Consider the following 13785-nt stretch of genomic DNA (forward strand, 5'->3'; position numbering starts at 1 on the left):
TTTCCTCCCCAGCGGAAAGAACTCTCAGTCCCACACCGGTGCGGTGTGCCGTGAATCACTGCACAATCGAGGAGGAAGGAGTTCGAGATCAATGGAGATCCTGGTGGTATGTGGGGCTGGCGCGTCCAGCACCTTCGTGGCGCAGCGCGTGCAGCAGGCCATGCGCCGAAGCGGCGTGCCCTATATGGTGCGCGCTGGCAACCAGGCCTCGCTGCTGCATGACCTCGACTCCGCGGACATGATCCTCCTGGGCCCACCACTGGCGGGCTCGCTCGAGGACATCCGTGGACTCACTGCGCCGGCCGGCACAGTGGTGGAGCTTCTTCCCGCCGACATCTATTCGGACCTTCAGGGCACCAGTGCGCTTGCACTGATCCTAGAGGCTTTTCCCATGCCCGACGCGGCGGCCGCCGCTTCAACTCGAAAGGGACTCTCATGAGCTCTACTCGCACCGTCACCGTCGCCTCCTCCCAGGGCCTGCATGCCCGCCCCGCCAAGCTCTTTGTGGAGGCCGCCCAGTCCGCCGGCTCCGACGTGACGATCGCCAAGGGTGAGAAGTCCGTCAACGCCGCCAGCATCCTGGGTGTGCTCTCCCTCGGAGTGGAGAAGGGCGACGAGGTCCTGCTCACGGCCGAGGGCGAGAACGAGGAGCAGACCCTGGACAGCCTGGAGACCTTCCTGAAGACCGACCACGACGAGGCCTCCTGATGTCAGAACTCTCCGGCATCGGGATCGGAAGGGGCATCGCCACCGGACCGGTGGCCCGGATGTCCCCGCCGCCGCCTGCGCCTGAGGACCGCGCCTCGGAGCTGAGCCTCGAAGACGAGACCCAGCGCGTGAAGGAAGCAGTGGCAGCCGTCGCGGCGGAGCTCGACGAGCGCGGACGCGCCGTCGGCGGCACCGCCAAGGACGTGCTGGAGGCCCAGGCCATGATGGCCCAGGACCCTACGCTGGAAGAGTCGGTCCAGACCCGGCTGAAGGCCGGAAAGACCGGAGAATTCGCGGTCCACGAGGCGTTCGCCGAGTTCCGCGAGACGCTGGAGCAGCTCGGAGGCTACCTGGGGGAGCGCGCCTCGGACCTCTCCGATGTGGCCCAGCGCGTCATCGCCAGCCTCCGTGGACTGCCTGCACCGGGAATCCCGGACCCCGGGCACCCCTTCATCCTGGTCGCCGAGGACCTCGCTCCGGCCGACACCGCACTGCTGGACCTCGATCAGGTCCAGGCACTGATCACCATCCAGGGCGGGCCGACCTCGCACACGGCGATCCTCGCCCGGGAGAACTCCATCACCGCGATCGTCGGCGTCGCCGAGGCGGCCGAGCTCACCGAGGGTGAGCAGGTGATCGTCGACGCGGTGGCCGGCACGGTCTTCACCGAGCCGACCGAGGAGCAGATCAGCGACGCCGAATCGCGCCGGGCGGCACGTGAGGCTGAGGCAGCGGCTCCGCTGACTCCCGGCGCGCTCGCCGATGGCACCTCCGTGCCGCTGCTGGCCAACCTGGGATCCCCCAAGGGCACCGCCGAAGCGGTGGAGCTGGGCGCCGAGGGCGTGGGACTCTTCCGCACCGAGTTCCTCTTCCTCAGCGCCGACGAGGCGCCCTCGGTCGAGGAACAGCGCGAGTCCTACCAGCAGCTGCTCGAGGCCTTCCCCGGGAAGAAGGTGGTGGTCCGGGCACTTGATGCCGGGGCCGACAAGCCGCTGAGCTTCCTCAACGACCAGCCCGAGGAGAACCCCGCGCTGGGTCTGCGCGGGCTGCGTGCGCTGATGGCCAATGAGGCGATCCTCAAGGATCAGCTCACCGCTCTGGCACAGGCGCAGGAGAACACCGAGGCAGACCTGTGGGTCATGGCTCCGATGGTCTCCACTGTGGAAGAGGCCGAGGAGTTCACCGCCCTGGCCAAGAAGCATGGGCTTGCCACTGCGGGAGTCATGGTGGAGGTTCCCTCCATCGCGCTCATGGCCGATGAGCTCATGCCGCGCACCGACTTCGCCTCCATTGGCACCAATGACCTGACCCAGTACACGATGGCCGCGGACCGCCTGCTCGGCTCCGTCGCCACCCTGCAGGACCCCTGGCACCCCGCGGTGCTGCGGCTCATCCGTCAGGTCGGCGCGGCGGGCATCGACTCCGGCAAGCCGGTCGGAGTCTGCGGCGAGGCGGCGGCGGACCCGCTGCTCGCCGTCGTGCTGGTCGGTCTCGGCGTGAACACGCTGTCCATGGCTCCGGCCGCGCTCGCAGATGTGCGGGCAGAGCTGAAGCTGCACACCCTCGAACAGGCCAAGAGCATCGCCGAGGCGGCGCTCACGGCCGCCACCGCGGCCCAGGCGCGCGAATCAGCGCTCAAGGCCGCACAACAATCCTGAATCACCACCTTTGACGGACCCTGAGGGGGTCGTCTCATCAATACAAGAAAGAGGCTCCGCTATGACAACGGTGTCATCTGAGACGAGGGATAAGGGCGGCGCGCGCGTTGTCGTCCAGAAATTCGGCTCATTCCTATCGGGCATGATCATGCCCATCATCCCCGCGCTCATCGCGTGGGGCATCGTGACAGCAGTCGTGGTGAACATCGCAGAGTTCTCCAGCGGCTGGGCTCCCGCCGAGGCGCTCTCCGAGACTGTCGGACCGATGATCCACTACCTGCTGCCCATCCTGATCGCCGTCCAGGGCGGCATGATGGTCTACCAGATGCGCGGTGCCGTCGTCGGTGCCGTCGCGACCTTCGGCACCATCGTGGGCTCCGACTGGATGCTCGGCGACGATGGTGAGATCCACATGTTCATCGGTGCGATGATCATGGGCCCGCTGGCCGCCTGGCTGATGAAGAAGCTCGACGCCCTCTGGGAGGGCAAGGTCAAGGCCGGCTTCGAGATGCTGGTCAACATGTTCTCGGCCGGCATCCTCGGGTTCGTCATGATCGTCGTCGGGTTCTTCGTGCTCGCACCGCCGATCAACTGGCTCATGGAGGTCCTCGGCAACGCCGTGCGCTTCCTGGTGGACACCGGGCTGCTTCCGCTGACCTCGATCATCATTGAACCGGCGAAGGTCTTCTTCCTGAACAACGCCATCAACCATGGCGTGCTGACCCCGCTGGGCATCAACGAGGCCTCCGGCGAATCCGGACAGTCCATCCTGTTCCTGCTCGAGGCCAACCCCGGCCCGGGTCTGGGCATCCTGCTCGCCTTCTCCATCTTCGGAGTGGGCGCGGCCAAGGCTACCGCCCCGGGTGCAGCCATCATCCAGTTCTTCGGCGGCATCCACGAGGTCTACTTCCCCTACGTGCTCATGAAGCCAGCACTGCTTCTGGCGGTCATCGCCGGCGGCGCCACCGGTGTGGGTACGAACATGGTCTTCGACGCGGGTCTCCGCGCACCGGCCGCACCAGGCTCCATCATCGCGGTCTTCCTGCAGGCGCCCACCTCCAGCTACATCGGTGTCGCCCTCTCGGTGATCCTCTCGGCCGGTGTCACCTTCGCAGTGGCAGCAGTCATCCTGCTCTCCAGCCGCAAGCGTGACCTCGAGGCCAATGAGGATAAGTTCTCAGCCGCAGTGAAGAAGACCGAGTCCAACAAGGGCAAGTCCTCCTCGCACCTGGCGAACCTCTCCGCGGCCACTAAGGCGCCGGCACAGAAGATCACCAACATCATCTTCGCCTGCGACGCCGGCATGGGCTCCTCAGCAATGGGAGCCTCAGTGCTGCGCAAGAAGATCAAGAACGCCGGGATCGACGGGGTGACCGTGACCAACAAGGCCATCGCTGCCCTCCCCGGCAACGCTGACCTGGTGATCACCCAGCAGCAGCTGACCGATCGCGCCAGGAGCCAGGAGCCGCAGGCGGTGCATGTCTCCGTGGACAGCTTCATGAACGCCCCAGAGTACGACGACGTCGTCGCTCTGGTCCGCGAGAGTGAAGCCAAGCAGGACGGCTCAGCACCTGAGGGCGGTTCCGCTCAGGATGGCTCATCCCCGGCCTCGACCCCAGGGGGTCGGTCCCAGCCCGCGGGCTCGGCTGCGGCCGGCGGCGTGGCCACGGACACCCGAGTCCGCAGCGACTCGCAGATCCTCACGCTGGCTCAGGTGCGGATCCACTCCGGCTCCGCCTCCCAGGACGAGGCGCTAAGCGAGGCCGCTGAGATCCTCGGCTCTGCAGGAGCGGTCACCGAGGACTACCTCGCGGCCATGAAGGATCGCGAGGCCACGGTCTCCACCTATATGGGCAACGAGCTGGCAATCCCGCACGGCACCAATGACGCGAAGTCGGCCGTCAAGGCCTCGGCGCTCTCGGTCACCCGCTATGACGGCGGAGTGGACTGGTCCGGCGAGAAGGTCACCTTCGTGGTCGGCATCGCCGGTGTCGGCGACGAGCACCTGGAGATCCTTTCGAAGATCGCCGAGCTCTTCGCTGACGAGTCCGAGGTGGCACGCCTCAAGCAGGCTTCCTCCGAGGAAGAGCTGCTGGAGATGCTCTCGGCCGTCAACAAGGGCTGAGCTGCGGATCTGTAGAAGTACGTGACAGTGGAGGGGGTGCGTCACTGCCGGGGCACCCGGCGGCGCATCCCCTCCACTGTTTCGCATCCTGTTTCTTGAGCACCTACCTCTGGGAGTCACTATGAAGGCCGTCCATTTCGGCGCTGGCAATATCGGTCGCGGTTTCGTCGGAACCCTGCTGCATGAGGGCGGCTATGACCTCGTCTTCTCCGACGTCGCAGCACCCCTGGTCGACGCCCTCTCCGCCGCGGAGAGCTATACCGTCCATGAGGTCGGCGAGGGCGGCCAGGACCGCGTGGTCAGCAACTTCAGCGCCGTCAACAGCGCTGAGGATCCCGCCGCAGTCGCCGAAGAGATCTCCTCAGCCGACGTGGTGACCACGGCCGTGGGCCCCACCATCTTGAAGTTCATCGCCCCGCACATCGTGGCCGGTCTGCGGCTGCGCCCCGATCAGTCAGCCCCGCTGCAGGTGATGGCCTGTGAGAACGCACTGGGCGCCACCGACACCCTGCGGGGACATATGCAGGAACTGGCCGGTGATCAGTGGCCGGTGCTCGCCGCTCGCGCGGTCTTCGCCAACACGGCGGTGGATCGGATCGTCCCCGGTCAGCCCGAGGGTGCCGGAGTCGACGTGACCGTGGAGCCCTTCTACGAGTGGGCGATCGAGTCCGGACCCTTCGCGGGGGAGCGGCCCAACATCCCGGGTGCCCACTTCGTCGAGGACCTGGGCCCCTTCATCGAGCGCAAGCTCTTCACCGTGAACACCGGGCATGCCACCGCGGCCTACCTGGGCGCAGCTGCGGGCAGGCAGAAGATCGCCGAGGCACTCGCCGACGACGAGGTCTTCGCCGGGGTCAGCGCCACGCTGGAAGAGACCTCGGCGCTGCTCGTGGCCAAGCATGGCTTCGAGGTCGAGGATATGGCCGCCTACCGCCGGACCATCCTCGAGCGGTTCCGCAACCCGGAGCTTCCCGACACCGTCCAGCGGGTGGGGCGTCAGCCGCTGCGCAAGCTCTCCCGCCACGAACGGCTCATCGGCCCGGCCGTCGAGGCGGCGGAACGCGGTCTCAGTGTGGACGGCCTGCTCTCCACAGTGGAGGCCGCGCTGGCGTTCAGCTCTGATGAGGACGAGCAGACCCAGCAGATGCAGAAGATGCTGCGCGAGCTCGACGCCGCCGCCTTCACCACCGAGGTGACCGGACTCCAGCCGGGAGATCCGCTCTTCGACCGGGTGCAGCAGATCGTCGCAGCCCGGCAGAGCTAGCGCTTCCTTCGCGACGCCCTGCACGGGCCTCCCCGCGCGTCTTGCCCAGGCGTCGCACGTCTGTGCCATGTCCCACGGTTATTTCCATCCAAAGCCATGGGACATGGCATAGTCATGCGACCGTTCGGCAGGGCGAGCCGCCGGGCTGCCGGGCGGGGCGGGCGAGCCGGCGGGCGAGCGGCCGGGCGAGCCGGTCCGGGTCAGTCGACGATGCTCGCCACGACCTCGCCGGCGCTGACCGTGGAGCCGGCCTTCGCCTTCAGCCCTTTGAGTCGACCGGCCTTGTGCGCGGTGATGGGCTGCTCCATCTTCATCGCCTCGAGCACCAGCACCAGGTCCCCCTCGGAGACCTTGGCCCCGTCCTTCGCGGCCACCTTCACGATGGTTCCCTGCATGGGCGAGGTCAGGTCATCGCCTGAGACGGCGGCCGCCCCGGAGCTGCGCATCTTGCGCCGCTTGGTCGCACCGGCCGGCTTGCCGCCGAGCTTCCCGGCCGCCAGTGCCGCAGGGAGGTTCACCGTGACGCGCTTGCCGTTGACCTCGAGCACCACTGATTCGCGGGCACCGGCCTGCTCATGCGGCGGGTGCGCCATCAGTGCGTTATAAGGCTCGATCGTGTTGTGGAACTCGGTCTCGATCCAGCGGGTGTGCACCCCGAAGGTCTCTGCCGGAGCTGTCCGGCGTCGGCCGAAGCGGTCCAGAGCAGGGGCTGCCGCAGCGGCGGACGTGCCGGTGCCGGCGCTCGACGGCGAGCCGACGGCCAGTTCCGGGGCGAAGGCCTCATCTTCGAGCACGGCGCGGTGGAAGGGCAGCACCGTGGGCATGCCCTCCACCTTCATCTCCTTCAGCGCCCGCCGGGACCGGCGCAGCGCCTGCTCACGGGTGGCGCCGGTGACGATGACCTTGGCGATCATGGAGTCGAAGGCTCCGGAGATGGTCTCTCCGGCGCGGACGCCGGAGTCCACGCGGACCCCGGGGCCGGTGGGAAGGTCGAAGGTCTCCAGGGTTCCGGGTGCGGGCATGAAGTTCCGGCCCGGGTCCTCGCCGTTGATGCGGAACTCGATGCTGTGGCCGCGGATCTCCGGATCCTCGTAGCCCAGCCGCTCACCGCGGGCGATCCTGAACTGTTCACGGACCAGGTCGATGCCGGTGACCTCCTCAGAGACCGGATGCTCCACCTGGAGCCGGGTGTTGACCTCCAGGAAGCTGATCGTGCCGTCCTGGCCGATGAGGAACTCACAGGTCCCCGCGCCGACGTAGCCCGCCTCGCGCAGGATCGCCTTGGAGGAGCGGTAGAGCTGTCGGGTCTGCGCCTTGCTCAGGAACGGCGCGGGAGCCTCTTCGACGAGCTTCTGATTGCGGCGCTGCAGCGAGCAGTCGCGGGTGGAGACGACGACGACGTTGCCATGCTCATCGGCGAGGCACTGGGTCTCCACGTGGCGCGGGGAGTCCAGGAAGCGTTCGATGAAGCACTCGCCGCGGCCGAAGGCGGAGACCGCCTCGCGCACTGCAGATTCGTAGAGCTCGGCGATCTCATCATGCTCGCGGACGACCTTGATGCCGCGGCCGCCGCCGCCGTAGGCGGCCTTGATGGCCAGCGGCAGTCCCTGCTTCTCGGCGAAGCGCATGACCTCCTTGGCGTCCTTGACCGGCTCCTTGGTCCCGGGTGCCAGCGGGGCGCCGACCTTCTCGGCGATCTGCCGCGCCGAGACCTTGTCGCCGAGGGTCTCGATCGCCTTGGGCGAGGGGCCGATCCAGGTCAGCCCGGCACCGATCACGGCCTGAGCGAACTCTGCGTTCTCGGAGAGGAACCCATAGCCCGGGTGGATCGCGTCGGCACCGGTGGACCGAGCAGCGGCGAGGATCTTCGGGATGCTCAGGTAGCTCTCCGCCGCGGTCGCACCGCCGAGCGCATAGGCCTCGTCTGCCATGTGCACGTGCACCGCGTCGCGGTCGGGGTCGGCGTACACCGCCACTGCGGCGAGTCCTTCATCCTGGGCGGCACGGATCACGCGCACGGCGATCTCGCCGCGGTTGGCGATCAGGACCTTGGTGAAGTCGGTCATGGTTCCTCTCTCTGCTTTCGCTGACACCCACCGCAGTGGGTTCGCAGGAGCGGTCTGTACCGCCCCTGATGAGTCTCAGTGGTGTGCCGCCGGTGACGGCATGGACCAGAAGTCGGTGATGGAATGGCCGAGCTCGGCGAGCATCGAGCGCAGCGCCGCGGGGGAGACCCCGATGACGGAGAGGTGGTCCCCCTCCACCTTCTCCACGAAGGCCGAGCCGCGGCCATCGATGGTGAACGCACCGGCGCAGTGCAGCGGCTCCCCGGACTCGGCGTAGAGCTGGATCTCGGCGTCGGTGGGCTCGCCGAAGCTCACCTGCGTGGAGACGGTCCGCTGAGCGCGCGCGCCCGTGCTGGCGTCGATCAGAGTGTGACCGGTGTGCAGGACCCCGGTGCGGCTGCGCATGAGCTTCCAGCGCTGGATTGCGACGTCGACCTCATAGGGCTTGCCGTAGCTGGCGCCGTCGAGTTCAAAGACCGAGTCACAGCCGAGCACCACCGTGGTGCTCGCGGCCGAGCCGGCGTGCAGTCCCGGCAGCTCGACGACGGCGGCCGCCTTCAGGTCCGCCAACAGCTGTGCCTCGGCGGCCGGGCTGAGCTCCTCGCCCTGATCCCGCTGCTGGGCGGCAGCCACCGCGGCGGGTTCATCGACGTAGGAGACACGCACGGTGAAGCCGATGTCAGCCTGGGAGAGGATGCGGGCGCGACTGGTGGAGGCCGATCCGAGGATGAGTCGTGTCATCGCAGTCCCGCCGCATGCTTCCATGAGTCAGGCCCGGGCCTGCCCCACAGGCCGAGCCGACGCCGTCGCTGCAGCGTGCGGTCGGTGGGCCCGGCGCTGCCGGCGCCGTTGTCCGATTCCTCCGCCGCGGCAGCGAGGGTGCCCAGCACCGCGGTCACGGCTGCCAGCTCCTCATCCGCCAGCGTGGCTCCGGAGACGTCGAGGTCCGCGGACTGCGCATCGGTCTGGTCCTCGTCCTGGGACAGGTCGGTCTCCCCGGACGGCTCTGCCACGCTTGACTCGTTCACGGTCGCATCGGTCATCATCTGTTGCCCTCCTAGAGCGGAATGTTCCCGTGCTTCTTGGCGGGCAGCGCCTCGCGCTTGTGCTGGGTGGCACGCAGCGCGTGGGAGATCTGCCAGCGCGTCTCAGCCGGTTCGATCACCGCGTCGATGTAGCCCAGCTCGGCAGCCTGGTAGGGATTCAGCAGCTCCGCCTCATAGTCCTCGATGAGCGACTTCCGACGGCCCTCGACATCGCCCCCCGACTTCTCCACCGCCGCCAGGTCGCGGCGATAGAGGATGTTGACGGCTCCCTGGGCTCCCATGACGCCGATCTGCGCCGTGGGCCAGGCGAGGTTCACATCGGCACCGAGCTTCTTGGAGCCCATCACGATGTACGCGCCGCCGAAGGCCTTGCGCGTGATCACCGTGATCTTCGGGACGGTCGCCTCGGCGTAGGCATAGAGCAGCTTGGCTCCACGCCGGATGATCCCATTGAACTCCTGGTCGGTGCCCGGCAGGAAGCCTGGGACGTCCACCAGGGTCAGGATCGGGATGTTGAAGGCGTCGCAGAAACGCACGAACCGCGCAGCCTTCTCCGAGGCTGCGATGTCCAGGGTCCCGGCGAACTGGGTGGGCTGGTTGGCCACCACGCCCACGGACCGGCCTTCGACCCGGCCGAAGCCGATGGTCACATTCGGCGCGTAGAGGCTCTGCAGCTCCAGGAAATGTCCCTCATCGAGGATCTGCTCGATGACCGTGCGCATGTCATAGGGCGCCGAGGAGGAGTCGGGGATCAGCGCGTTCAGCGCCTCGTCCCCGGCCTCGACCTTCGGTCGGTCCTCATGATCCTCGATCGGCGCCTCGGCCAGGTTGTTCAGCGGGAGGAACTCCAGGAGCTCCTTCGCGAACTCGATGGCGTCCTCCTCATCGGTGGCCATATAGGCCGCGGTGCCGGTGGTCGTGGAGTGCGAGCGGGCTCCGCCGAGGGTCTCCATGTCGACATCTTCACCGGTCACAGATTTGATGACGTCCGGGCCGGTGATGAACATGTGGGAGGTCTTGTCCACCATGATCACGAAGTCGGTCAGCGCGGGGGAGTAGGCCGCGCCTCCGGCGGCGGGGCCCATGATCAGCGTGATCTGCGGGACCACGCCGGAGGAGTGGACGTTGTTCCGGAAGATGTCGGCGAACATGGCCAGCGAGGAGACGCCCTCCTGGATGCGCGCGCCGCCGCCGTCGTTGATCCCGATCACCGGGCAGCCGTTGCGCGCCGCGAACTCCTGGACCTTGACGATCTTCTCGCCGTTGACCTTGGACAGGGATCCGCCGAAGACCGTGAAGTCCTGGGCGTAGACGGCGACAAGCCGCCCGTCGATGGTCCCGTAGCCCGAGACGAGCCCGTCGCCGAGCGGGTGGCGGGACTCCATGCCGAAGGAGGTCGAGCGGTGCACCGCCATGGCGTCGAGCTCCACGAAGGAGTCGTGGTCCAGGAGCATGTCGATGCGCTCGCGGGCGGTGTTCTTGCCGCGACGGTGCTGCTTGGCCACGGCCTCCTCGCCCGCGGGAGCGTGGGTCTTGTCGCGGCGACGGCGGAAGTCAGCCAGTTTGCCGGCGGTGGTGGTGAGATCTGACGTCATGGCTGCGCGGTGGCACCTTTCCGATCGCAGGCTGGAGGAAGTCCACAATTCAGCGGCCAGTCTATCCACGCCGATGGGCTCTTCTGCTGTGGACTCTCTACAAAATCCCAGGCAGGCGTTGCGCGCTCTGGGGATGATCGCTGCTTCCGTCCACGGTTACTCGCCGGTAAGGTTGCGCTATGACCCAGTTCACAGCCTCTGACACAGAACCCTCTCCGGTCTCGGCACCCGCAGTGACGGCCGATCTGCACGGTCGCACCGCGCTGATCTCGGGAGGATCCCGCGGCATCGGACACGCCATCGCCGTGGCCCTGGCCGCCCGAGGCGCCAATGTCGCGCTCCTGGCGAAGACGGATGCTCCACATCCCAAGCTTGCCGGCACGGTGCACACTGCCGTGGAAGATATCCGCGCGGCGGGGGGTCAGGGGCTCGCCGTCGTCGGCGACGTGCGCCGCGATGAAGATGTGAGCGCCGCCGTCGAACGCACCGTGGAGACCTTCGGTGGGATCGACATGCTGATCAACAACGCCTCAGCCATCGATCTCTCGCCCACCGAGGTGGTGGACATGAAGCGCTACGACCTGATGCATGACATCAATGTCCGTGGCACCTTTCTGCTCTCCAAGATGGCAGCGCCGCATCTGCGCACCAGCGCCGCGAAGCATCAGGCGGACGCCGGTGTTGGTTCTGCGGGCACTGCCGCTGACGGGAGTGCCGCGGAGAGTCTCGGCGGCGCGGCCGGCTTCACCCCGCAGATCCTCACTCTCTCCCCGCCGCTGGCGCTGGGCGAGGCAGGGCTGGATCCGGTCTGGCTGGGACGCCATCTGGCCTACACGATGTCGAAATACGGGATGTCGATGACCACGCTGGGCCTGGCCGAGGAGCTCGCCGCCGATGGGGTGGCCGTGAACTCGCTGTGGCCCGCCACCTATATCGACACCGCCGCGATCCGAAACCTCGCCGCACTGGCGGGCGAACAGGGTGAGTCGATGATCCGCGGCGCCCGCCGGGTGGACATCGTCGCGGACGCCGCCGTGGCCGTGCTCTCGGGTCAGCTGATGACGATTCCCGAGGATGGTGCCGCGCGACCGGTCAGCGGGCAGTTCCTCACCGATGAACAGGTCCTGCGCCAGCTCGGCGTCACGGACTTCAGCGACTATGCGGTGGATCCGCAGAGCGAGCTCATCCCCGACGCCTTCCTGTGAGCACCCGGCGCCTGGGGCCCGCCCTGCACGCGTGGCCTACTCTGGGCCCATGAGAACCGCCCTGCCTCCGCTCGATGAGACGCTGCTGCGTGACCGGCTGCTGCGCACCGGGATCTTGGCCAAGTTGGAACGCCTCGAGTCGGTGGGCTCCACCAACCAGCACCTGCTCGACGCGCTCGCCGCCGAGGCGAACGCTGGTCGCAGCAGCGGTCACACGGCCTGGCCTCATCTCTCAGTGCTCACCGCCGAGGAACAGACCGGAGGTCGGGGGCGGCTGGGCAGGACCTGGTCCTCGCCGAAGGGGTCTTCGCTCTCCACCTCCCTAGTGCTGTGCCCACAGCTGGACCCCGCGCATCTGGGCTGGGTCTCGATGCTGGCCGGGTGCGCCCTGGTCGACACGCTGCGGCAGGACTGCGGGCTCAACTCCGAGACGCAGCGCGCCGTGCTGAAGTGGCCCAATGACGTGCAGGTCACCCAGGCCGACGGCACAGCGAAGAAGATCAGCGGGATTCTCGCAGCCGCGGTGCCCGCGCGCCGGGGAGCCCTCCCTGGCTCGCAGACCGGGCCAGGCGTCGTCGTCGTGGGGATCGGGATCAACGTGCTTCTGGACGAGGCACAGCTGCCTCTCGAGTCCGCCACCTCGCTGCAGATCGAGCTGCGTCGCGCCGCAGGGGCGGGTGAGAGCAGAGGTCTCGACGCGGCTGCCACCGCGGAGGGAGGGCGGCTGCGCACCGAACTGCTCTGCGGCTTCCTGGAACGTTTCGCCCAGCGGCTGCGGGAACTTGAGAAGCTCGCCGCCGTCGCCCCCGATGCGGTCGCCGAGACCCTGCGCGCGCAGGTGGGGGAGGTGCTGGCCACGATCGGTCAGCAGGTCCGCGTGGAGCTGCCCGACGGCGGCGCCGCACGGGGTGTGGCGCTGGCGCTGGGCCTCGATGGGGGCCTGCAGGTGCAGGTGACCGGGCAGCGAGCGGCCGCAGAGCAGGACTGGGTGCCCTGCGACCCGCAGACCAAGACGTTCTCCGCGGGCGACGTCGTCCATCTCCGACCCGCCCCCTAGCGCTTTACCTCCCCTCACGTGGATCACCCGGCCTACGGTCTGCCCGGTAATCCACGCAGGGCCCGGTAAAACGTGGGGTGGGAGACAGGCCCGGTAGACTGGGTGGTTGTACGTGCAAGACGACCGCGCCCTGGCTCAGGGCGCAGGGTGATGACCGGCAGGAGGCTGTGGCTGACGATGAAGCTCAAGCTGGTCGAGGGTGAACAGGTGGTCATCAGGACCCGCGCCCATCACCGTGCGCTGCTGCCCGCGCTGATCAACTTCCTGATCACCGTGGCGGTCATGAGCTTCCTGCTCGGCTACATCTCCCGCGCGGACCAGCCGGAGTTCATCGGGCACTACCACCACATCGGAGTGTTCATCATTTGGGCCGCCGGGCTGCTCGCGCTCGCCTTCGGCTCCATCAAGCCCGCGCTGAGCTGGGCCAACCGGCTCACCTATCTGACCAGCCACCGTCTGGTGCAGAAGAACCTCCTCGGCGCCGCCCAGCCCACGGTCGTGCCACTCGGACTGCTCTCCGAGGTCCAGCTCAAGGCCTCCCGCCTCCAGTCCATGTCCGCGGCAGGGGACCTCATGCTGCTCCACGGGGCCTACGGACAGCATCAGCGCACCCGGCTGAACAACATGCCCGACGCGGCGCACTTCCAGACCGTCATCGCCGAGGAACTGAGCGAATATCGCCGCAACGTGGCCGCCCAGTACGCACAGCAGGCGCCCGCACCGGGCGGATATGGAGAAGCCCACTATGCCTGAGCCGCGCAAGCGCCCCCGCAGTCACGTCGGCCCGGTGTACCTCGGCGGCGAGGACACCGACGCGTCCTGGCGCGCGGTGCGGCACCCGGCGGCATCCGGCGGGGACTCCGCCACCAACAGCGCCTTCGAGGATGCATCGGACGCCCTGGAGGCCGGCGTCGCGCAGCACGTTGACGGCGCCGACGCCGCGGAATCAGCCCACTACTCCTCGGCCGAGCTGGAGGCCGCGCGGCGCGACTGGTCCGACTTCAACTCCCCGCGGCTGCACGGCAGGGCCCGCCAGGCCATGCTGCAGGAGGCCGGGGACC

The 13785-nt window shown here is 67.9% G+C and carries 12 protein-coding genes; 8 read left to right on the forward strand and 4 right to left on the reverse strand.

What is annotated here, in order from left to right:
- Positions 1-91 precede the first annotated feature (91 nt).
- The 5 genes from H4W26_RS11230 to H4W26_RS11250 all read left to right on the forward strand — a co-directional run bounded on the left by H4W26_RS11230 (position 92) and on the right by H4W26_RS11250 (position 5755).
- Positions 92-439, forward strand: a complete 348-nt coding sequence (locus H4W26_RS11230) for a PTS sugar transporter subunit IIB (RefSeq protein ID WP_192592318.1) — start codon at positions 92-94, stop codon at positions 437-439.
- Entirely contained in the window at positions 436-708 is a 273-nt protein-coding gene (locus H4W26_RS11235; RefSeq protein ID WP_192592319.1) for an HPr family phosphocarrier protein, read from the forward strand. The genes H4W26_RS11230 and H4W26_RS11235 overlap by 4 nt, the downstream gene beginning before the upstream one ends.
- On the forward strand, positions 708-2366 hold the full coding sequence (gene ptsP / locus H4W26_RS11240) for a phosphoenolpyruvate--protein phosphotransferase (RefSeq protein ID WP_192592320.1): 1659 nt from the start codon (positions 708-710) through the stop codon (positions 2364-2366). Before H4W26_RS11235 ends, ptsP begins: the two co-directional genes overlap by 1 nt.
- A gap of 61 nt (positions 2367-2427) precedes the next feature.
- A complete protein-coding gene (locus H4W26_RS11245) occupies positions 2428-4491 on the forward strand; it encodes a PTS mannitol transporter subunit IICBA (RefSeq protein ID WP_192592321.1) in 2064 nt (687 codons plus the stop codon).
- Between the two features lie 121 nt (positions 4492-4612).
- The gene (locus H4W26_RS11250; RefSeq protein ID WP_192592322.1) at positions 4613-5755 is read left to right on the forward strand and encodes a mannitol-1-phosphate 5-dehydrogenase; all 1143 of its coding nucleotides are present in this window, start codon (positions 4613-4615) and stop codon (positions 5753-5755) included.
- Positions 5756-5955: 200 nt separating this feature from the next.
- Here the strand turns inward: H4W26_RS11250 and H4W26_RS11255 are convergent, their stop codons facing one another.
- The 4 genes from H4W26_RS11255 to H4W26_RS11270 form a co-directional block, all read right to left on the reverse strand.
- Complete coding sequence (locus H4W26_RS11255) at positions 5956-7821, reverse strand: acetyl/propionyl/methylcrotonyl-CoA carboxylase subunit alpha (RefSeq protein ID WP_192592323.1); 1866 nt, start codon at positions 7819-7821, stop codon at positions 5956-5958.
- Positions 7822-7896: 75 nt separating this feature from the next.
- Entirely contained in the window at positions 7897-8562 is a 666-nt protein-coding gene (locus tag H4W26_RS11260; protein ID WP_192592324.1) for a Maf family protein, read from the reverse strand.
- Positions 8559-8867, reverse strand: a complete 309-nt coding sequence (locus H4W26_RS11265; RefSeq protein ID WP_192592325.1) for an acyl-CoA carboxylase subunit epsilon — start codon at positions 8865-8867, stop codon at positions 8559-8561. The genes H4W26_RS11260 and H4W26_RS11265 overlap by 4 nt, the downstream gene beginning before the upstream one ends.
- Positions 8868-8878: 11 nt before the next feature.
- Complete coding sequence (locus tag H4W26_RS11270) at positions 8879-10462, reverse strand: acyl-CoA carboxylase subunit beta (protein WP_192592326.1); 1584 nt, start codon at positions 10460-10462, stop codon at positions 8879-8881.
- A gap of 179 nt (positions 10463-10641) precedes the next feature.
- On the opposite strand from H4W26_RS11270, the gene H4W26_RS11275 reads away from it, so the two are divergent.
- From H4W26_RS11275 to H4W26_RS11285, 3 genes are all read left to right on the forward strand, one after another.
- A complete protein-coding gene (locus H4W26_RS11275; RefSeq protein ID WP_192592327.1) occupies positions 10642-11667 on the forward strand; it encodes an SDR family oxidoreductase in 1026 nt (341 codons plus the stop codon).
- A 49-nt stretch (positions 11668-11716) separates the two neighbouring features.
- The gene (locus H4W26_RS11280) at positions 11717-12724 is read left to right on the forward strand and encodes a biotin--[acetyl-CoA-carboxylase] ligase (RefSeq protein WP_192592328.1); all 1008 of its coding nucleotides are present in this window, start codon (positions 11717-11719) and stop codon (positions 12722-12724) included.
- Positions 12725-12874: 150 nt separating this feature from the next.
- On the forward strand, positions 12875-13477 hold the full coding sequence (locus H4W26_RS11285) for a hypothetical protein (RefSeq protein WP_192592329.1): 603 nt from the start codon (positions 12875-12877) through the stop codon (positions 13475-13477).
- Positions 13478-13785 lie beyond the last annotated feature (308 nt).

This window comes from Nesterenkonia halotolerans, assembly GCF_014874065.1.
GTDB lineage: Bacteria > Actinomycetota > Actinomycetes > Actinomycetales > Micrococcaceae > Nesterenkonia > Nesterenkonia halotolerans.

Excerpts from the sequence above, each read along its gene's own strand:
- H4W26_RS11230 (WP_192592318.1), top strand. The coding sequence starts at position 92 with ATGGAGATCCTGGTGGTATGTGGGGCTGGCGCGTCCAGCACCTTCGTG.
- H4W26_RS11235 (WP_192592319.1), top strand. The coding sequence starts at position 436 with ATGAGCTCTACTCGCACCGTCACCGTCGCCTCCTCCCAGGGCCTGCAT.
- ptsP (WP_192592320.1), top strand. The coding sequence starts at position 708 with ATGTCAGAACTCTCCGGCATCGGGATCGGAAGGGGCATCGCCACCGGA.
- H4W26_RS11245 (WP_192592321.1), top strand. The coding sequence starts at position 2,428 with ATGACAACGGTGTCATCTGAGACGAGGGATAAGGGCGGCGCGCGCGTT.
- H4W26_RS11250 (WP_192592322.1), top strand. The coding sequence starts at position 4,613 with ATGAAGGCCGTCCATTTCGGCGCTGGCAATATCGGTCGCGGTTTCGTC.
- H4W26_RS11255 (WP_192592323.1), bottom strand. The coding sequence starts at position 7,821 with ATGACCGACTTCACCAAGGTCCTGATCGCCAACCGCGGCGAGATCGCC.
- H4W26_RS11260 (WP_192592324.1), bottom strand. The coding sequence starts at position 8,562 with ATGACACGACTCATCCTCGGATCGGCCTCCACCAGTCGCGCCCGCATC.
- H4W26_RS11265 (WP_192592325.1), bottom strand. The coding sequence starts at position 8,867 with ATGATGACCGATGCGACCGTGAACGAGTCAAGCGTGGCAGAGCCGTCC.
- H4W26_RS11270 (WP_192592326.1), bottom strand. The coding sequence starts at position 10,462 with ATGACGTCAGATCTCACCACCACCGCCGGCAAACTGGCTGACTTCCGC.
- H4W26_RS11275 (WP_192592327.1), top strand. The coding sequence starts at position 10,642 with ATGACCCAGTTCACAGCCTCTGACACAGAACCCTCTCCGGTCTCGGCA.
- H4W26_RS11280 (WP_192592328.1), top strand. The coding sequence starts at position 11,717 with ATGAGAACCGCCCTGCCTCCGCTCGATGAGACGCTGCTGCGTGACCGG.
- H4W26_RS11285 (WP_192592329.1), top strand. The coding sequence starts at position 12,875 with ATGACCGGCAGGAGGCTGTGGCTGACGATGAAGCTCAAGCTGGTCGAG.